The 18,591-nt window shown below is 39.4% G+C and carries 16 protein-coding genes; 9 read left to right on the forward strand and 7 right to left on the reverse strand.

Going from position 1 to position 18,591, the window contains the following annotated elements; translation table 11 throughout:
• Positions 1-36 precede the first annotated feature (36 nt).
• On the reverse strand, positions 37-321 hold the full coding sequence (locus tag ACFFGL_RS11370) for a helix-turn-helix domain-containing protein (protein ID WP_309729565.1): 285 nt from the start codon (positions 319-321) through the stop codon (positions 37-39).
• Between the two features lie 468 nt (positions 322-789).
• On the opposite strand from ACFFGL_RS11370, the gene ACFFGL_RS11375 reads away from it, so the two are divergent.
• The 4 genes from ACFFGL_RS11375 (at position 790) to ACFFGL_RS11390 (ending at position 8,562) form a co-directional block, all read left to right on the forward strand.
• Positions 790-978, forward strand: coding sequence for a hypothetical protein (locus ACFFGL_RS11375; protein ID WP_309729568.1), 189 nt, complete (start codon positions 790-792; stop codon positions 976-978).
• A 369-nt stretch (positions 979-1,347) separates the two neighbouring features.
• Positions 1,348-4,263: a SusC/RagA family TonB-linked outer membrane protein gene (locus ACFFGL_RS11380; RefSeq protein ID WP_309729571.1), complete on the forward strand. Its 2,916-nt coding sequence runs from the start codon at positions 1,348-1,350 to the stop codon at positions 4,261-4,263.
• A gap of 11 nt (positions 4,264-4,274) precedes the next feature.
• The gene (locus ACFFGL_RS11385; RefSeq protein WP_309729574.1) at positions 4,275-5,678 is read left to right on the forward strand and encodes a RagB/SusD family nutrient uptake outer membrane protein; all 1,404 of its coding nucleotides are present in this window, start codon (positions 4,275-4,277) and stop codon (positions 5,676-5,678) included.
• A 16-nt stretch (positions 5,679-5,694) separates the two neighbouring features.
• A complete protein-coding gene (locus ACFFGL_RS11390; RefSeq protein WP_309729576.1) occupies positions 5,695-8,562 on the forward strand; it encodes a M16 family metallopeptidase in 2,868 nt (955 codons plus the stop codon).
• A 61-nt stretch (positions 8,563-8,623) separates the two neighbouring features.
• Here the strand turns inward: ACFFGL_RS11390 and ACFFGL_RS11395 are convergent, their stop codons facing one another.
• The 4 genes from ACFFGL_RS11395 to ACFFGL_RS11410 all read right to left on the reverse strand — a co-directional run bounded on the left by ACFFGL_RS11395 (position 8,624) and on the right by ACFFGL_RS11410 (position 10,856).
• On the reverse strand, positions 8,624-8,890 hold the full coding sequence (locus tag ACFFGL_RS11395; RefSeq protein WP_309729579.1) for a DUF6520 family protein: 267 nt from the start codon (positions 8,888-8,890) through the stop codon (positions 8,624-8,626).
• 221 nt (positions 8,891-9,111) lie between these two features.
• On the reverse strand, positions 9,112-9,576 hold the full coding sequence (locus ACFFGL_RS11400) for a MauE/DoxX family redox-associated membrane protein (protein WP_309729582.1): 465 nt from the start codon (positions 9,574-9,576) through the stop codon (positions 9,112-9,114).
• A gap of 760 nt (positions 9,577-10,336) precedes the next feature.
• Complete coding sequence (locus ACFFGL_RS11405; protein WP_309729585.1) at positions 10,337-10,624, reverse strand: type II toxin-antitoxin system RelE/ParE family toxin; 288 nt, start codon at positions 10,622-10,624, stop codon at positions 10,337-10,339.
• Complete coding sequence (locus ACFFGL_RS11410; RefSeq protein ID WP_309729589.1) at positions 10,617-10,856, reverse strand: ribbon-helix-helix domain-containing protein; 240 nt, start codon at positions 10,854-10,856, stop codon at positions 10,617-10,619. The genes ACFFGL_RS11405 and ACFFGL_RS11410 overlap by 8 nt, the downstream gene beginning before the upstream one ends.
• Before the next feature lie 408 nt (positions 10,857-11,264).
• Here ACFFGL_RS11410 and ACFFGL_RS11415 point away from each other — a divergent pair, with 408 nt between their 5' ends.
• Positions 11,265-11,483: a hypothetical protein gene (locus tag ACFFGL_RS11415; RefSeq protein WP_378928471.1), complete on the forward strand. Its 219-nt coding sequence runs from the start codon at positions 11,265-11,267 to the stop codon at positions 11,481-11,483.
• A gap of 224 nt (positions 11,484-11,707) precedes the next feature.
• On the opposite strand, the gene ACFFGL_RS11420 is transcribed toward ACFFGL_RS11415, so the two are convergent.
• Positions 11,708-12,616: a helix-turn-helix domain-containing protein gene (locus ACFFGL_RS11420; protein ID WP_309729591.1), complete on the reverse strand. Its 909-nt coding sequence runs from the start codon at positions 12,614-12,616 to the stop codon at positions 11,708-11,710.
• The gene (locus ACFFGL_RS11425) at positions 12,606-12,989 is read right to left on the reverse strand and encodes a DUF7793 family protein (RefSeq protein WP_309729594.1); all 384 of its coding nucleotides are present in this window, start codon (positions 12,987-12,989) and stop codon (positions 12,606-12,608) included. Before ACFFGL_RS11425 ends, ACFFGL_RS11420 begins: the two co-directional genes overlap by 11 nt.
• A gap of 238 nt (positions 12,990-13,227) precedes the next feature.
• Between ACFFGL_RS11425 and ACFFGL_RS11430 the strand changes: the two genes are divergently transcribed.
• The 4 genes from ACFFGL_RS11430 to ACFFGL_RS11445 all read left to right on the forward strand — a co-directional run bounded on the left by ACFFGL_RS11430 (position 13,228) and on the right by ACFFGL_RS11445 (position 18,591).
• Positions 13,228-15,636 carry an aminotransferase class I/II-fold pyridoxal phosphate-dependent enzyme gene (locus ACFFGL_RS11430; RefSeq protein ID WP_309729597.1) on the forward strand — a complete coding sequence of 803 codons (2,409 nt, stop codon included), beginning with the start codon at positions 13,228-13,230 and terminating at the stop codon, positions 15,634-15,636.
• A gap of 18 nt (positions 15,637-15,654) precedes the next feature.
• Positions 15,655-16,488: an RteC domain-containing protein gene (locus ACFFGL_RS11435; protein WP_309729599.1), complete on the forward strand. Its 834-nt coding sequence runs from the start codon at positions 15,655-15,657 to the stop codon at positions 16,486-16,488.
• 223 nt (positions 16,489-16,711) lie between these two features.
• Positions 16,712-17,455, forward strand: coding sequence for a hypothetical protein (locus tag ACFFGL_RS11440; protein ID WP_309729602.1), 744 nt, complete (start codon positions 16,712-16,714; stop codon positions 17,453-17,455).
• Positions 17,456-17,835: 380 nt separating this feature from the next.
• Positions 17,836-18,591, forward strand: coding sequence for a hypothetical protein (locus ACFFGL_RS11445; RefSeq protein WP_309729605.1), 756 nt, complete (start codon positions 17,836-17,838; stop codon positions 18,589-18,591).

An 18,591-nucleotide genomic window follows, 5' to 3' on the forward strand; every position in this document is an offset into this window, starting at 1 on the left:
ATAAAAATTCTTTGGAAAACTTTAATTTAAAGAATTTTACTTTTCAATCAATTTAAAAAAATCAGAAAGTGATATATTTCTTGAGTCGCAGATTTTATAGAGACTTTCTACAGGAATACGATACTCTTTGGAACTTTTTATTTTCCTAACAGTACTTTCCTCAATATTATGGTGGTCAGCAAAAGATCTTTGGGACTTATTAGAATCAAGCCACGGTGTTAACCACTCTTTTGTTATATATTCACAAATAATTTTATTAATTCTAACCATATAACAAAACAATAGAATACTTAAAGAATAGTTGCGCACGATCGAGCGCATTTAAAAACTTTTTATTATATTTGACTCACATTATTATATTTGCGATTCTTCTATCAAAAAAATATTAGAAGCATTCGCTTTGAATCTCGTATCGGAAAACTGGTAATTTTAGCACACGAGAGGATAAGTAAGGATGCCTACGGCCCGGGCGTAGGTACTCTCTTATTTGTGTGCAGGGTATACCAGTACCGCCGATGCAATAAGTTGAGACCTACGCCTTTTTTGTACTTAGGATTTTCTCTTCTTTAAGTTATATCGTGTTAAGTTTTAATAGAACCCTGAGCAACGCTCATAAAACTTATCCTACACGTTTATTCAAAGCATTTTCTTTTAAATTTTATATAGAACTGTTGCAAGTTTAGCGTACAATCAAGCAGGATGAGATGCTGAAACAAGTTCAGCATGACAGCTAAAGGCTAACGGCTAAACAGCAAGACAATATTGACGTTTAAAACCGGCCTAGTTTTCATGAATGTAGCAAAAACAAGAAAAAACTTAGCGTTGGATGTGGAGGATTGCCTAGCGCAGCGTTTGCGATCCGCAGGCCAAAGTTTTTTAGCAGCTTTTCAAATTCAGGAAAATAAGCCTAGATTTTTTTTGCATCCGACGACTAGAGGGAGAGGAATGCATTTTTACAGCAATGAAAAAAATGAATAATAAAACATCAGAAAAAAAATGTAGAATTAAAACCAATGCTTATGTAACAAAAACCGAACAGTTGATAGCAATTACCTAGAATAATAGTTGTCACACTGAGCCTGTCGAAGTGTTTTGAAGTTGAGAAATATTTTTTTAGAAACTCGCTTAGGGCCTATAGCTTACAGTATTAAATATAAGTAGCATGGTAAGCCTAATTAATGCTTCGACAAGCTCAGCATGACAGCTAAAAGCTTAAAAACCAAAAAACCTCCCCATCAGTTTGCAGACCACGGGAAGGTTCAAAATTTTAATTAAAGAATATGTAACTAAAATCATGACAAAATTATGAAAAATTTCTACACTCCCGTCTATGGGGCAGGACTATTTATGCTCTTGTGCTACCTCTATAGCGGGCAGGCCTTCGGGCAAAACACCTACCTCTTAAACGGAACCGTAACCGATACAACGGGACAAGCCATCCCCGGCGTTCATGTGCAACGCCTGGGAACCCAACAGGGAACCACCACCAATTTTGAGGGGCAATATTCATTAGCAGTACAGACCAGCGACAGTCTGGCGTTTACCTATTTAGGGCTCGCGCCAAAGCGCGTTGCGGTAAGCGGCCGGCAGGAGCTTAATGTACAGTTAAAACCCGACCAAGAAGCTTTAGCCGCGGTGGTCATTAACGCGGGGTACTACAGTACCACCGAGCGAGAGCGAACGGGGAATATTGCCCGGGTGAGTGGGAAAGATATTGAATTACAACCTTTGGTAAGTCCACTACAAGCCTTGCAAGGGCGTATGGCAGGAGTAGAGATTACAACAAACTCGGCTACTCCCGGAGCGGCACCAACTATTCGTATTAGAGGGCAAAACAGTTTACGACAAGAAGGGAACTACCCGCTCTACATTATCGATGGGGTACCCATAAATTCTACGCCTGTAGAAAGTAATAGCAGTTTGGGCTTTGCAGGGATCGACCCGCTAAGCACGCTAAACCTGTCCAATATAGAAAGCATCGAAGTCTTAAAAGATGCCGATGCGACCGCTATTTACGGTTCGCGTGGGGCTAATGGGGTCATCTTAATTACCACCAAAAAAGGCAAGGGGCAAAAAGGAATTCAAGCGCGTATATACAGCGGACTCGCTAGCGTACCTAACAAACTGGATTTATTAAGTACAAAAGAATATTTACGCTTGCGCCAACAAGCCTTTACAAATGATGACGTAGAGCCCGATGAAACCAATGCCTATGATTTGCTATTGTGGGACCAAAACAAGGAAACCGACTGGCAAGAAGAATTTCTAGGAGGAACAGGAGCCATTACCGATGTAAACATTGCCGCCCAAGGCGGAAACGACCAAACCCATTTTAGGTTAAACGGGGCTTTTCATCAGCAGGGAAGTATTTATCCGGTCGATTTACAATACCAAAAGTTTACCGGAGGATTTAACCTCGATCACCATGCTAAGGATAACAAGTTTCAACTCAACTTAGCACTCAATTATGGGGTAGATGAAAATGAACTCTTGGGCGATGGAATTAATTTTGGTTTAAAAGCTTTTCAACTCCCACCCAATGCACCGGAGCTCTATCTAGAGGATGGTAGCTTAAACTGGGAAGCATGGAGTGAAGCGGGGCTTACTAATCCCTTAGAGGGGATTTTTAATAGCAGTACTACCCAAGCGCGTAACTTGATTACCAACCTTAACCTTTCTTATGAACTTGTCGACGGGCTGGAATTAAAAACCAACCTGGGGTTTACCGATTATAGAAGTGATGAACTGGTAAAAATGCCCAAGCGTTCGTATAATCCCGCAGGAACGCCGTTGCATACGTCGTTAACCACCAAAAGCCAACGTAAATCTTGGATTATCGAACCCCAATTGCACTACACGAAGCAATGGGGCAAGCTAAACCTTCAAGCCTTGGTAGGAGGTACCTTTCAGGAAAACCAATACGACACCTTTAGCGTACAAGGAAATAACTATATCTCTGAAGCTTTAATTGGGAATTTAGGCGCGGCAGAAAGCTTACTAAATGCACGGGCCAGAAATACCGATTACCGCTATGAAGCCGTATTTTCTAGGTTAGGACTAAATTGGGATAAAAAATATTACCTAAACCTTACCGGAAGGCGGGATGGGTCTTCGCGTTTTGCGGAAGGAAACCGCTTTGCCAATTTTGGGGCTATCGGTGCGGCTTGGATCTTTACCGAAGAAGCCTTTTTTAAGGATCGCCTCCACTGGTTATCCTTCGGAAAACTGCGCGGAAGTTATGGAACCACCGGGAATGATCAAATTCCCGATTATGGGTATTTAGATGCCTATGAGGCGACAATGGGCCCGGGAGGGTTATATCCCACGGGCTTAGCAAATCCTAACTATTCTTGGGAAGTAAACAAAAAAGCCGAGGCAGGCGTGCAGTTGGGTTTTGTTAAAAGTCGAATTGATGTAGGGGTAAGTGTGTACCGCAACCGTTCTTCTAACCAATTGGTGGGGTATCCCTTACCGGGAATTACCGGGTTTACCAGTGTACAGGCTAATCTGCCGGCTACGGTAGAAAATAGGGGCGTAGAAATAGAATTTTCTAGTGAGAATATTCGGCATGAAGATTTCCGGTGGGAGACCTCATTTAACATCAGTTTTCCAAAAAATGAATTGCTACGTTACCCCGGCTTGGAAGAATCCCCTTATGCCGATCGCTATCGCGTAGGACATCCTTTAAATATTGGGCTGTTGTATGCCTACCAAGGGATAGATGAAGCGACGGGGTATTATCAGGTAAAAGACCAAAATGGAGATGAAGTCTATGACCAAGAGGACCGTCAGGTTATATTTGATCGCTCTCGAGCGTATTTTGGCGGATTGAATAACAGCTTTCGTTATAAAGGCTTTTCCTTTCAATTCTTGTTTCAATTTGTAAAGCAAAAAGGAAGCTTTACCGGCTTGTTTAACACAGGGTTTCCGCAAAATCAACTCGATGAAGTACGGGATGATTCAAGCCCCTATACGCAAGTTTCGCAAACCCCGGAAGCATCTCAAGCCTATGCCCGAGCTACCGAATCTGATTTAGTGATTGAAGATGCTTCGTTTTTGCGCTTAAAGACCCTGAACCTCAGTTATAGTTTACCCACCCGTTGGCTGGAATCCTTAAGCTTAAGTGAGGTGACCTTTTTTATGACCGGCCAGAATCTCTTAACGATCACACCCTATAAAGGAATGGACCCGGCCATACCTAACGGCGGAACTGCCTTTTCAGGCTTACGCACCCTTACCACAGGAGTTCAACTTAATTTTTAAATCAACATACCATGAAAATAGTAGACAAAATTAAACAGTTAAGCTTGGTAGTAGTACTTGTATGCATCAGCTCATGCCAAGATTGGCTGGAAGTAGAAGAACCGGATCATAAACTGGTAAGCAGCGAAGTATTTGCCAGTGATGAAACGGCCGAAAGTGCCATGCGAGGTATCTACAATCAACTTTACCAAGCTAGTTACAGTGCAGGATGGTTAGGAAGCGTAAGTGTATTGGGAGGTTTGTCTTCCGATAACTTAGCCCTTATCAATACCAATGCCTTAGATCTTTTACAGTTTCAACAGCACAGCTTATTGCCCGATAATACGTATAATGAAAGCCTGTGGAGAAGTGCCTATAACATTATTTATATGACAAATTCGTTGTTGGAAGGGATTCAACAGGCTAACAACCTCTCCCCGGAACTGGCCACACGTTTACAAGGGGAAGCTACTTTTATACGGGCTTTTACCTATTTCTACTTAACGAATTTATATGAGGAAGTGCCGTTAGTGTTAACTACCGATTATGAAACGAATGCGCTTTTGGAAGCTAGTACTACTACCCGCATACAGGAGCAAATAGTGAACGATCTGGAAATGTCCATAAGCCAGTTGGAGGGAAATGCGGTCGTGGAAGAACGCACCCAAGTGAATGCTTATACTGCCAAGGCCTTATTGGCGCGGGTACACCTTTATTTAGAAAATTGGGAATTAGCCGAACAATACAGCAGCGAGGTGATTGCACAAAGCGGGACCTATAGCTTGCTTACCGATATGAATGAGGTATTCTTAGCAAATAGCCAAGAGGCCATTTGGCAGCTTTCCCCCAAAGGCGCCGGTACCGTTACCACCAATACCAACGAAGGCTCGGTATTTATCATCAACCCTTATTTTCCTTCGTTATCGTATGTAAAACTCACCGAAGAATTAGTGAATGCGATGGGGGCTGAAGATAAGCGAAAGCTCAACTGGGTGAACTATCATGAAGAACTGGAGGTGTACTATGCCTATAAGTATAAAATTCAGAACAGTTCGGCAGAAGTTACCGAATATTCGATGGTGATGCGCTTGGCAGAGCAATACTTGATTCGCGCAGAAGCGCGAGCAAGGCAAAATAACTTGCAAGGAGCTGTAGCCGATATCGATCACATTAAGGAAAGAGCAGGAGTGGCTTTGCTGGCAGATTCTAATTCGGGTATAAGTCAACAGGCATTACTCGAAGAAATCCTTATCGAACGAAGAAAAGAGCTCTTTACCGAATGGGGGCACCGCTGGTTAGATGCCAAACGTACCGGAAAGGCTAATGAATTTTTCGCTGCCGAAAGTCCGGGTTGGCAAGAAACAGATCTGCGGTATCCTATTCCGGCTAAAGAGTTACTAAGCAACCCCAACCTTATCCAGCATCCCGGTTATTAATTAAATACCACAACTTATGAATTTTAATCATATACTAGGTTTATTTTTATGTACACTATTGGCCGGGTTGCCGGTACAATCACAGACAGATCTCGACCATATCGCAGGCTTGCGGTATGGAAAACTCCCGAACGGGTTGCGCTATTTTATTAAAGATATAGACGAACCGACTGCCCAAACCACTATGCGGTTGTATTTGAATGTAGGTGCTCATCACCAAGATTCTTCGCAATTGGAGTTAGCTCATTTTACAGAACATATGGCTTTTAAACCTACAAAGCATATCCCCAAAAGTATAAAAGATGAAGCCCAACTTCAACGCTTAGGAATGAACATTAGGGATATAAGCGGTACGACATCGAATCAATATACGCGTTATGATTTCAATATTCCCACGCATAACACGCAGGCTTTTGAAATGGGCTTACGTTGGTTTCGGGATATCGCTACGAATTTGCAGCTTAGCGATAGGTATATTAATCAAGAGAGAGGTTCGGTTTTACAGGAATATCTGATGGGAAATCAAGAAAACTGGGCGTATTTTAAGGCGCAAAAGAATCTAAAAGCCAAGATGTTTCCTTTTCGAAGCTCTTTTGATGATTTTTTGACACACATTAAGCATTTTCCTCCTCAAGACCTAAAGCGTTTTTATAAAAAATGGTACCGCCCGGAGTTAATGAACGTGATGATTGTAGGGAATATAGAAGCTCCTGCGGAAATAGAAAAGCGGATTAAAGCATTCTTTAAAGATTTACCTAAGCCTAACACTTCTTACCCTGTTATAGATATTCATCAGGCACACCAAAGCTGTGCCCCACAGTTTAAAGTTCAGCAATGGGATAATGGTTTTAAAACGACCAAGAAAGAAGATGCAAGCTTTTTCTGGTATATTAGACAACCGCAATTGGTGAATCGTTTACACACCAAAGAAGGGTTTCAAGACTATATTGCTTTTCAGTTGATAAGCCAAATTCTCTCTAAGCGCTATCTGGAAATGGAAATGGAATCGCCCTTGTTTTCAGCTCATATCGGAGCTAAAGATACCTATACCTATGGAGGAAACCCTTTTTCTCTTGAGCTAAGCTTTACCGCTCCCATTGCTCAACGGGAACACGCTTTTGGGTTAATGGTGCAAAAAATCCTACAATTAAAAAGGGATGGGGTTTATCAACATGAACTGGAAAAGGTAAAAAAGATTTATCTCTCGGAAATTCCGATAGCCAAACAGGCCTATTGGAATGGGGAACTTTTTAACTACGCCCTTAAAAACGAAATGCTTTTTCCTTATCGAAAAGAGGGACTGCTAGCATGGATACAAGAACTTTCGGTGGAAGAGTTGAATGTTTACTGCACTGAATTTCTTTCTTCCCTCCCTCAGGATATCGGAATTATTGCTCCCAAGGGTAGTAAAGCCCTCCAGTATAGTGAAGAGGAAGTTCGCCAGTGGATAGTAGAAGCGTATAAGCAACCCGTAGAAGCTTATCAAGCTCCAAAAATTATAGAAGAACTTTACACTAAAAAGGAGAAAGAACACCTAAAAAAAGTAACCTATACCAAGGTAAAACCTACCATACCCGGTACCGAAGAGTTTCTATTGGCAAACGGGCTACGAATTATAATGAAGGCTTTTCAGCCGTCTGCGGGTGTGGAGGCGAATACTCTAACTATTCAAGGGTGGACTACAAAGGGAGCCTCGTGTTTTCCCGATCAAGATTATTATTCGGCTCTAAATGCCCCAAGTTTGGTACACTATAAAGCGATAAAAGGATTTTCTAAAAGAGAGCTTGATCGTTTTAAAGAAAATAATGGCATTCTCAATAGTAGTGCATACATTGATTATTACGAATCTAGTGTTCAAGTAAAGGGAGATTTAAGCAGTGCAGAAGAGCTCGTACAAATCCTAAGTCTCTATTTTCGACCGGTTCATGTAGAAGATGCTACTGTAGAGGCTTGGAAAGAAGAAACCTTAGCAGCACGTAGCGAAGAGAAAAGTTTACAGGCTGATTTTCAAAATGCTATCCGCCATAGTGTAGGAGATCGAGCTATACCTCCTTTATTTAACTTACGTAGTCTAAAGGGGAAAGAAGCGTTAGAAGGGATTTCAAAAACCAACGCCCCCAAAAGTTATCAGATCTATAATCAACTTTTTAGTTCCCCGCAAGATTGGACGTTTTTAATTACCGGCAATATGGCAATACAGGAAATTATACCACTGGTACAGACCTATTTGAGCAACATTCCCCAAAAAGAAACAACACAGACAGATTGTTCCTCCATCCATCATTCTCCCGATTTTAGCTTACAAGGCCCTAAAAAGCAAACGGTTTATAGTGCTACTCCTATGGAAAATGTCATGTATCAGGCCAGTTATTATAGAGGGCGTTCAAACACTAAAAATCGATGGAAAGAAAGCTTAAGCTTAGAAGTGTTTAGTGAGCTTACCGAAATTATGCTCAAACGTTTACGGCATGAAAAAGGATTTTCAATTTATAATTACGGCACGTACGGTCATTACAATTTAGATGAACAACGTCATCAATTTTCTTTTTTAATCACCTGCCAGCCGGATGAATTAACGCCCATACAAAAGGAAATCGGGCTAATTATAAACGAGCTGAAAAAGGGTAAAATTATACGTGAATACTTTCTTCGGGCGAAGGAAAAAATTTCAGTGAAGTATGCTAGTGATAATCTTAGAAAACATCGTACGATGCAACAGCTACTTTTTGAGCATTTACGTTATGAGCAGGATTGGAAAAACTTGAACCTTTACCAAAATTTCATCAATACCCTTACGCTAGAAGATATGATAGGCATGGCCAATACCTATTTTAAAGACAACAATAAAGTAGAAGTGATTATGAAGGGAGAGGAAAGGTTATAACGAAATAAAGAAGCACACCATTGTAGTGTGCTTCTTTTCTTTTTTATGAGATTAATATATTTTACAGCTCAACCGGAGTGGTACGCGTGGTCTTCTTTAAAGAATTAAAATCTTGAAGATCATAAATGTCATGAATACTACCATCGGGTAATCTAACTTGACAATTATTTGCTCCTACTACACCGCAATTAATTTCTGGGATTGGCACCCACGTGCCTCCGTTACGGAAATAATCCATGGCTTGTTCATTTCCTAATTCTACGGTCGTAAACGACATACCCGTAGCAAAAATTAATGCCAATACGGGAATTAAAAATTTAGTTTTCATAATGTAAAAATTTTAGTATTAATAAAAATGCTTACTCTCTTCTACAGGTTTTCAGCTTTCCCCTGTCTGTTGCGCAACAAAAATTTTTATTCCTTATCTTCTATCTTCTATCTTCTATCTTCTATCTTCTATCTTCTATCCTCTATCCTCTATCCTCTATCCTCTATCTTCTATCCTCTATCCTCTATCCTCTATCTTCTATCTTCTATCTTCTATTTTCTCTATTTTCGACTCTCTATTTTCTCTCTTCTATCCTCTCTTCTCTTTTTCCTAGCTCTAATAACATAAAGTCCCATAAAAGCGAAAGCAATGCCTACCCCATTTAGTAAAAGATGCTGTTTCCAACTCAATAAGCTACTCACACCCCCACAAGAGCAGGGCTGGTAAGGTGCCCACCAGAGAAGGGCGACTATATATACAGCGTAGAGGCTTAACAAACCCACCACCACGAGCAATGAAGGTTTAATATAATGCTGTACTAGTAGGCTTAAGGCTATGCTAATTTCAAGAAAAGGGAGGCTCCAAGCCAAGACGTTAATAAAACCGGGGTTTTTGGGTAAAAGGGGCGAATTGTATAAATTATTATAAAACGCGTCTCCCGTTAACAGCTTCGTTAATCCTGCGTAAAAAAAGAGTATTAAAAATCCATAGCGTATAAAATGGAGTATATAGATGTTTGTTTTCATGAGTAAATCATTTTATAGATATAAAGGTCTATAAAACAAGTTTTCCATGCGGTATAAAGTATTGACGGTTAGGTATTTTTAAGAACGTACCTTGTCACTTCGAGTGTTTTTTGTAAAATGCAATGAAGCTAAAAATGTATCGAGAAGTTTCAGCCTGCTGTTTATCTTTACCATATTTTTAGACATTAAACCTTTCATTTTTCCCCGGCCTATCGAAAATATTGCGTAAAATTAGTAGTGATGGAAGCGTAAAATTTTAGGCTGTTTGAGTGAAACGAGTTCCTAAAATTTTATCACCAACCTCTTATGTTCTTACGCTATTTTAACTCCGGCCTACTTTTCATGAATGTAGCAAAATCAAGAAAAAACTTAGCGTAGGATGCGGAGGATAGCCTAGCGTAGCGGTTGCTATCCGCAGGTTAAAGTTTTTTAGTAGCTTTTCAAATTCAGGAAAATAAGCCTAGACTTTTTTCTTAGTTTTTGCGGCAATGGCAAAAAGTAAATACTACTAGGCTGTCTAACCGCAGGGAGTTCCTAAAATTTAGCTTTCGAGCCAACAATTTAGCAATAGTTTCGTAAGCCTAGATTTTTACTGCATCCGACGACTAGAGGGAGAGGAATGCATTTTTAAAGCAATGAAAAAAATGAATCCCCCCACGTTGTTCGCCCGAAGGGAGAGGAATGCAAAGCGTAGCGATCGCTATCCGCATTTTAGCAGCTTTTCAAAAAAAATACTTGCTGTGATATTTCTATTTTCTTGTTAAAGAATATTGTTTAAATCTTGACTCCCGATTATCGCCATAATTTCTACGGTATCGTTATTTATTTTATAATAAATACTATCAGAACCACAGATACAGCGTCTATATCCTTTCTTTATAAATTCAACCGATTCAAATGAATAGGGTTGTTTGGCTATGATTTCAAAATATTCAAAAAATGTTTCAAAATATTTATCCGCTTGGTTAACACCAAATTTTTGTACCCCGTATTGATGAATTCTTATTAAATCTTTTTTAGCTAGATTACTTAATCTATAATTAGCCATTCAGTAAAGACTTTGATTGAGCTAATATTTGTGACTTACTATCAGATGTAAACCCACTATTCTCAGCTTTATCTAGTCTAGATTTTATCCAATCAATTTGAATTTGTTGTTTTCTTGCTTGCCTAATTAAGTCATTAACAAGTTCACTTTTACTGGCATATTCTTTATTGTCAACTTGACTTTTCAACCAGTTATCATTTGGTTCCGTAAATGAAATACTCTGCCGTCCCATAATGTTAATTTTGATGTAAATTTACACCAAAAATGCATATTATCCAAAACTTGTTCTTTTGGGTTAGATTCAAAATACTTTAAACATTAAACATTTTATCCCCCCGTCCTATCGAAAATCCTGCGTAAAATTAATAGTGATGAAAGCGTAAAATTTTAGGCTGTGTGAGTGGAGCGATTTTCTGAATTTTATCAACAACTTATATTCTTACGCTATTTTTAACTCCGGTCTACTTTTCATGAATGAAGCAAAATCAAGAAGAATGAAAACATTCCTTCTCAATACTTTTCCTTCCATTACCCTTACAGAAATCGAAATGAAAACAAAACGGCTGTCAGTTCGAGTGTTTTTTACGAAATGAAATGGAGTTAAAAATGTATCGAGAACAGGGTTGAAATTCCTAAGAGGATGACAAAAGAAGCCAAAGTTTTAGAACAACCCGGTCTACTTTTCATGAATGAAGCAAAATCAAGAACAATGAGAACATTCCTTCTCAATGCTATTCCTTCCATTACCCTTACAGAAATCGAACTGAACACAAAACGGCTGTCAGTTCGAGTGTTTTTAACGAAATGCAATGGAGTTAAAAATGTATCGAGAACAGGATTGAAATTCCTCAGAGGATGACAAAAGAAACCAAAGTTTTAGAACAACCCGGCCTACTTTTCATGAATGTAACAAAATCAAGAAGAATGAGAACATTGCTTCTCAATACTTTTCCTTCCATTACCCTTACGGAAATCGAAATGAACACAAAACGGCTGTCAGTTCGAATGTTTTTAACGAAATGCAATGGAGTTAAAAATGTATCGAGAACCACTAACAGCTAATATTTTACCTCATAACCCTCCCTATTTATGTTTAAAATAACTCGGAGGTTTGCCATACTTCTTTTTAAAAGCCCGGGAAAAATGAGAAGCGCTTTTAAAGCCGTGATTATGAGCTACTACTTTAAGAGAAGTAGGAGTAAACTTAATCATGAGCATCGCCATTTCTAAGCGTTTTTCTAAGTGCAATTTAAAAACCGTAGTTTGGTATAATTCTTTAAACCCCGTTTTGAGTTTAAACTCATTTAAATGGAACTTCCGGGCAAGATTGTGAAGCGGAGGTAATTTACAATGTAAATTTTCCAAAACAAATTGATGTACCGCTCTTATTTTTTGAAAATCGGCTTGTAACTGGATGTTTGTATAAGAAGCAGCAGGGTCTTTTGCCACAGGGCTAAGCGGGCTTTCATGCTCATAAGCAATGGGTAACCCTCGAAAAAAGTAATAAGCATCTTCGCCATCCCATAGGCGATGGCAAAAACTCCAACAGGAAAGCGAATGTTTTTCTTGGGTCTGAAAACACAGTAAGGTTTTTAAGGAATTTTGAGGAGAGGTAGCGTTTAAATGGGTGCCGATTTGTTCTTGCAGTTGTCGGTAAGCTCCTGTTGTCATATGCTTCGCCAAGGCTTGATGCAATAATTTTTCTTGTGGATAACCTAAGAGTTCTTGAAAATAGCGGTTGGTTCCGCAAATCTCAAACGACTCATTTAAAACGAACACAAAAGGACCGGTAATGTTACGTTCGTTAAATGAGCCCGAATACACAAAAAAATCACCTAACTCTTCAGCAAGTAAATTTAAAAGGATTTCAAAATCTTGGATAGTGTCTTCATGATGTTCTATAGGTATACGGTGTGAAAAGTTCCCCTTGGCTAATTCAAAAATCATAAGCCGTAAGTTTTCTAGCCGATATTCTTTTGAATTATAAGTCATGAATAAATTGGTTTAGGTAGGTTAAGGCTTCATCGCGTTGGGTGAAAATTGCGCTGGGAACTACTGGCTGATTAATGTTTTTAAAAAAACGGGTAAGCTCCTGCGTGCTATGCGGTTGTACCCAATACGCCACGGCTTTGATTAATAAAGAGCCTTCTACAGCTAAATAATGACGGGCCTTTTTGGTGGGTAAACTTAACGCGCGGATATCACATAAGACCGGATAGGCTTGTTCACGCTGTAATTGTAACCGAGCAGCAACCAGCTGGCGGGCTACGTTTTCATCGAAACTCCCAATAGGTAAATAGGTGAAATACAGTATACCGTTACTAAGGAGCATTTCTGCGTAAGAATGCTTAAAAAAATTATGCATGCGGAGGACTTTACCAACCAAATTACAAAGAATTATTTGGTTTAATAGGTAAAGGAGCTCCGGTAACCCGTAAATATCATCGATAAAGGCTTGTTTTTGTATTGAAGTTTGCCTCGTGCGGATTAAAATTTGATTCTAAGGGATTTTATGCTACAGACGTATAGGGATCTCCTAAAAAATGAAAATCATTTTTATAGCTTCAAGTATTAAAATTGTTAAATCACTTAAAATTCCGCTTATGGCTCAGATTAAACACAATCATTTTTTAGACACGGTCGATCGTGTTTTTAGTCACGCAAAAGACTGTAATATTTTACATTTACAAGCTGAAGGAACGTACTTTGATGGACGTTTTATTGAAATTAAAGGAAAAAAATTATACCATTTTGGAACCACCGGGTATTTAGGACTGGAACAGGACCCTCGCTTAAAGAAAGGAGCTATTGATGCTATTCGCAATTATGGAACGCAATACCCCTTATCGAAATCTTATATCGCGCATCCGTTATACCAAGAACTGGAAGGTTTAATTGAGCAGTTGTACGAACAGCCGGTAATTATTGCCAAAAATGCTACCCTGGCACATATGGCGGCACTTCCTGTATTAGTAGGCGATCGTGATATGATCATTTTAGATCATCAGGTGCATTGGAGTGTGCAAGATGCTGCCAAACGTTTAAAACTACGCGGGGTGAAAATTGTGCTATTGCGTCATAATCGATTAGACCTGTTGGAAGAAAAAATTAAGGAGTGGGGGTCTAAAGCGGAACATATTTGGTATATGGCCGATGGCGTATATTCGATGTATGGCGATTTTGCGCCCGTAAAACAGTTACAGAACTTGGCTGAAAAATACCCGCAATTACGCTTATATTTTGACGATGTACACGGAATGAGCTGGGCAGGAAGCAAAGGCAGAGGCTATGTATTTCAAGAAATGGGCAGGGTGCCGAAACATAGTGTGATTATAGGAACGCTGAGTAAAACCTTTGGAGCAAATGGATCGCTTATTATTTGTGGTGATCCACAATGGCATGAGAAAATTAAGAATTTTGGAGGCTCACTAACATTTTCCGCTCAATTAGATCCGGCTTCTGTAGGAGCTGCCATTGCTTCCGCAAAGATTCACCTTTCTAAGGAAATAGAAGCGATGCAGAAAGCGCTGCAAAGTAAAGTACATTATTTTAATCGGCTTATTGAAGAAGCACATCTTCCTTTAGTGGCGCATAATAATTCTCCGGTGTATTTTCTCGCTACCGGGATACCCGAAACAGGATATACGCTTACACAAGCCTTACTTAAAGAAGGTTTTTATGTGAACATGGGGTTATTTCCGGCGGTTCCTTCTAAGAATACGGGGTTACGAATTACCTTATCCAAGCATAATCAAAAAGAAGAAATCTATGCCTTGGTGCAGGCACTAAAATCACTTTATCCAAAAGTAATGAAAGCTACCGGCAATAGTTTTGTGCAATTGCGAGCAGCGTTTCAGCAGGATTTTTATGGATTAAAAGAAATCTCTTCTACTGTTTCGGAGGACGTAAATTGTCAACGAGTTGAAAGCATTCAAGACATTGCACCAGAAGAATGGAATACGCATATGAAGGGGAAGGGGATATTAGATTGGAACGGACTAAAATTTACGGAAGAAGCCTTTAAAGAATCAACCACTGCTCACGAGGCATGGCAGTTTTTTTATTTCCGTATGGTAGATGCTGAAAATGAACTAATCGTTTTGGCAGCTTTTAGTCTTAGCCGATGGAAAGATGATGTGTTAGCCCCTGAGTCGCTTTCTAAGCAGATAGAAGAACACCGAAAAAAAGATCCGTTTTGGCGCAGCTCTCCTGTATTAAGCTTGGGTTCCTTGTTCTCTGATGGATTGCCTTTTTATTGCAATACCAAACATAGCGCTTATAAAAAAGCGATGCGCATGCTTTTTCAACAACTGGATACCTTAGCGCGTAAGCATAAAGTCGCTCAAATTGTTTGGCGGGATTTTCCTTTTAACAATAGTTGGGAGGCTTACTTTCTCAAACAAGGCTATATCCCGATAGCCATGCCGGAAGTCGCTCTTGTAGAAAAAATGACATGGAAAAACAGAAATGGTTTTTTACAAACCTTATCGTCACGTTCAAGAAAGCATTTTAAAAAGGATATTCTACCATACCAAGACTTGGTAAACGTACAAGTGGAAGAAAAGGTAACAGCGGTAAGGTTGGGCGCCTTTTATGAACTTTTTACCGCCGTGCATCAGCGCAATAAGGGTTTAAATACTTTTCGATACCCTATTGCTGTTTTTAAAAAAATGAATAGCTCCCCACAATGGGAATTTATCGTCATTTCTACAAATAATAGGGCAGAAGAGATCCTGTTAGGGGTAATGTTTTGTTATAAAAGCGAACAGGAAATATATGTGCCCAGCCTTATTGGGATTAATTATACCCATAACCAAACCTATGCGACTTATCGACAATTGTTATTTGAAAGTCTGCAACAAGCCAAGCGTTTAGGCTTTAAAAAAGTAGACTGGGGGATTAGTGCCAATTTCGAAAAACGAAAACTGGGCGCGCAATTATACCCGCAAAAGGCCTATATAAAAGCGGAAAATAATTTTTTAATGGATGAATTGGAAACCCAGGTGGGATAAATTTAACAGCAGAAAAATATGAAAAGGGCAGAACAATTCATTAAAAACTTTCAAGAACAAGTTGCTTGCCTAAAGCAAAAAAGATTAACTCCTAGCACGTTAGCCTTAAAAGGAATTTACCTGAGTAAGCGAACCTTAACGCAGCTCAAAAAATGGAATGAAGAGAAAGAGTTTGAAGCGGTGACCGATGAGGTGCATTTTTTTAAGAATTTGAAACCCGTCCCGATGAGCTATTTAATTTTCTTTACGGAAATGCGAATGTGCGAACTTCGAAAGCCCAAAGCTGGTTTACAGTTTCAGACTTCTTTTTTTAAAAAGGAATTGAAAACCATCAATAAATTCTTTTACCGTTATTCAGAATTTTCTAACTATATGGAAACGGAACAGTCCTATTTAGACCAGCAGTTTTTTTCGAAAACGCCACACGCTACCGAGCTAATACGCCCTTTGATTAATTATACACAGTTTTCAGAATTTGAAACTTCACACGATCTGTTATGGGCAAAGATAAAAGCCATGCATAAGTTGATTGATTATATTAAGCATGCCTTGGAAAACCTGCACAAAGAAAAATTCCCCATAGAAGGGGAGCAGGCTTATAACCTAAAATGGACAGCCTCGAAAGTAGCCATGACCGAATTGGTCTATGCCTTGTATTCCGCCCAAGCGGTAAACAGCGGAAAAGCCGACTTGAAAGAAATTGCCGGGGCATTTCAAAATATATTTCAAATCGATTTAGGAGATCTCTACCATACCTATGGAGAAATACGAGCTAGAAAAATGGAGCACACTAAGTTTATAGATCATCTTAAAATAGCGCTCCAACAACGCATGTACGAAGCCGATGAGTAGCATTTCTCTCTCTGAAAGAAGTAACACCCCCGCGAAAACCTATAGCCGGTTTTCGTTTTTTTACGAGCTAAGTTATCTAAAAGCCTAGGCAAACCCCTAGTGAGTCCACGGTAGATCGAGACCCGCGCGAGGGCCTAGCTACTTATCTCCAGCATAAAGTGGGAGCATAGTGGACTTAGCCTATTAATAATCATAAAACAGCAACTTTAAAACCATTGATATTATGGCATATTTAAACGAAAAGAACCAATTAGTCGGAAGGGTAGGCAATTTGATTTTCCGTATTGTAAAAGGGAAAGTTATCGTACAGGCTAGACCCGATTATACCCAATTAAAGCAAACCAAATCTACCCAAAAATCAGCCTTAGATTTTGGAACAGCCTCGAAAATTACCAACAAATTAAATTCTGGTTTACAAGAAATAGTTCAAGCCTACCATAGTCCGGAGATGTATAACCGAATGCGAAGCAAAATTCTTCAAGCTATGCGAACCCATACGGCATTACCCTTAGGAGAAAAGAATTTATGGGAAGGCACTCCTGAATTGTTGGAGGGTTTCGAGTTTAATCGTGAAAGTCAGTATAAAGATTTTTCTGATTTGTGGTTGGTCAACTGGCAAGTAGATGCGCAAAACAAAATCCATTTTACACAAAAGTCTTTTATACCAAGAACTCAACTTCATTGGTTGCCTTATACGGGGAGGATAGGAATAGGGTATTGGATTGGTGCCTTTCAACAAAAAGATTATAAACCTTGTCAACAACAGTTGCTTACCTTAGAGGTATCTCCCAATTACACCGAAGTACCTGTTCATAATTTTGTAAGTACTTCTTTCCCTTCTAATACGCTTATTATCGTTATCACAACTTTACTTTATTATAAGCAAGATCCGGTGCTTGGTGATATTTTGCTTAACCATAAGCAATGCCACCCTGCACGAATTTTGAAAGTATTTAAAGTGGAGTAGTATAAAGGATATATTGAATAAATCTTGGTTAATGTTGGAAGATAAAAATTTATTATTATGGGTAACTCAGTACGCTTAATTCTGCACACTACATTATTCACGACTACCGCTTATCGCATAAAGCAATAATACCTTAGGGGTAATTTAAATATCGGTTTTTTGATTTCAGCTAACCGCTAACTCGAACGATTTATTTAAAATAGAAATGTTAATGCACTGTTAAATCTATACCCCGGTTGTTCCCCCCTTGTGAAATGAAAGAACAAGAAGCGCTCATTTTTGGCCTATAAATCTTTTACACGATGCATCGAGATTTATGAGGTTTGAGAGAATGAACCTGCTAATCATTCTAATTTTTTCATTAGTTAAATTTTATTATTATGGCCGAACAATCAGGCATTATCAAATTAAAGGGAACGCTAGGAGGCATCTCTTTTTACAAAACCAGCGATGGGTATTTAGCACGCGAAAAAGGAGGGGTGAGTGCCCAACGTATTGCTACCGACCCTGTATTTCAGCGAACCCGGGAAAACAACGCGGAGTTTGCTACCGCCGGAAAAGCCGGCAAATTAATGCGTAACTCAATACAAGTACTACTACAGAACGCAAAAGATCGGCGTTGTGTAGGGCGTCTAACCCGAGCGTTATTAAGCGTTATCAAATCAGATACGGTAAATATACGAGGTGAACGCAACGTGCAAGAGGGCAATATGCAATTAATTAACGGTTTTGAATTTAATCAAAACGGGAAGTTGGGTTCTACCTTTTTTACTCCTTTTGTATGCGCGTTAGATCGAACCACAGGAGAGCTTAGCGTAGCTATAAGCAGTTACCAAGCAGCCGTAAGAATTGCAGCTCCCGGAGGCACTACCCACTACCGGTTAAGTCTTGCCGGAGTAGAACTGGATTTCGAAGAGAGTAGTTTTAATTTTGGAATGGAACAGACTACTATTTTACCACATTCCACAACAGCACAAGCGGCGAGTACGTTAACGGCAGCGTTAACGACCGATAGTACATTACCGGTTGTAGGTGTACTAGGCGTGGAGTTTTTTCAAGAAGTTAATGGCGAAATGTACCCGCTTAAAAACGGTGCTTTCAACTGCTTGGCAATAACTTTAGTAGATCAAGTATAG

It is taken from the genome of Mesonia maritima, assembly GCF_042433895.1.
GTDB classification, from domain to species: domain Bacteria; phylum Bacteroidota; class Bacteroidia; order Flavobacteriales; family Flavobacteriaceae; genus Mesonia; species Mesonia maritima.

Excerpts from the sequence above, each read along its gene's own strand:
- ACFFGL_RS11430 (WP_309729597.1), top strand. The coding sequence starts at position 13,228 with ATGGCTCAGATTAAACACAATCATTTTTTAGACACGGTCGATCGTGTT.
- ACFFGL_RS11420 (WP_309729591.1), bottom strand. The coding sequence starts at position 12,616 with ATGACTTATAATTCAAAAGAATATCGGCTAGAAAACTTACGGCTTATG.
- ACFFGL_RS11390 (WP_309729576.1), top strand. The coding sequence starts at position 5,695 with ATGAATTTTAATCATATACTAGGTTTATTTTTATGTACACTATTGGCC.
- ACFFGL_RS11380 (WP_309729571.1), top strand. The coding sequence starts at position 1,348 with ATGCTCTTGTGCTACCTCTATAGCGGGCAGGCCTTCGGGCAAAACACC.
- ACFFGL_RS11385 (WP_309729574.1), top strand. The coding sequence starts at position 4,275 with ATGAAAATAGTAGACAAAATTAAACAGTTAAGCTTGGTAGTAGTACTT.
- ACFFGL_RS11415 (WP_378928471.1), top strand. The coding sequence starts at position 11,265 with ATGACAAAAGAAGCCAAAGTTTTAGAACAACCCGGTCTACTTTTCATG.
- ACFFGL_RS11410 (WP_309729589.1), bottom strand. The coding sequence starts at position 10,856 with ATGGGACGGCAGAGTATTTCATTTACGGAACCAAATGATAACTGGTTG.
- ACFFGL_RS11375 (WP_309729568.1), top strand. The coding sequence starts at position 790 with ATGAATGTAGCAAAAACAAGAAAAAACTTAGCGTTGGATGTGGAGGAT.
- ACFFGL_RS11440 (WP_309729602.1), top strand. The coding sequence starts at position 16,712 with ATGGCATATTTAAACGAAAAGAACCAATTAGTCGGAAGGGTAGGCAAT.
- ACFFGL_RS11425 (WP_309729594.1), bottom strand. The coding sequence starts at position 12,989 with ATGCATAATTTTTTTAAGCATTCTTACGCAGAAATGCTCCTTAGTAAC.
- ACFFGL_RS11400 (WP_309729582.1), bottom strand. The coding sequence starts at position 9,576 with ATGAAAACAAACATCTATATACTCCATTTTATACGCTATGGATTTTTA.
- ACFFGL_RS11445 (WP_309729605.1), top strand. The coding sequence starts at position 17,836 with ATGGCCGAACAATCAGGCATTATCAAATTAAAGGGAACGCTAGGAGGC.
- ACFFGL_RS11435 (WP_309729599.1), top strand. The coding sequence starts at position 15,655 with ATGAAAAGGGCAGAACAATTCATTAAAAACTTTCAAGAACAAGTTGCT.
- ACFFGL_RS11395 (WP_309729579.1), bottom strand. The coding sequence starts at position 8,890 with ATGAAAACTAAATTTTTAATTCCCGTATTGGCATTAATTTTTGCTACG.
- ACFFGL_RS11370 (WP_309729565.1), bottom strand. The coding sequence starts at position 321 with ATGCGCTCGATCGTGCGCAACTATTCTTTAAGTATTCTATTGTTTTGT.
- ACFFGL_RS11405 (WP_309729585.1), bottom strand. The coding sequence starts at position 10,624 with ATGGCTAATTATAGATTAAGTAATCTAGCTAAAAAAGATTTAATAAGA.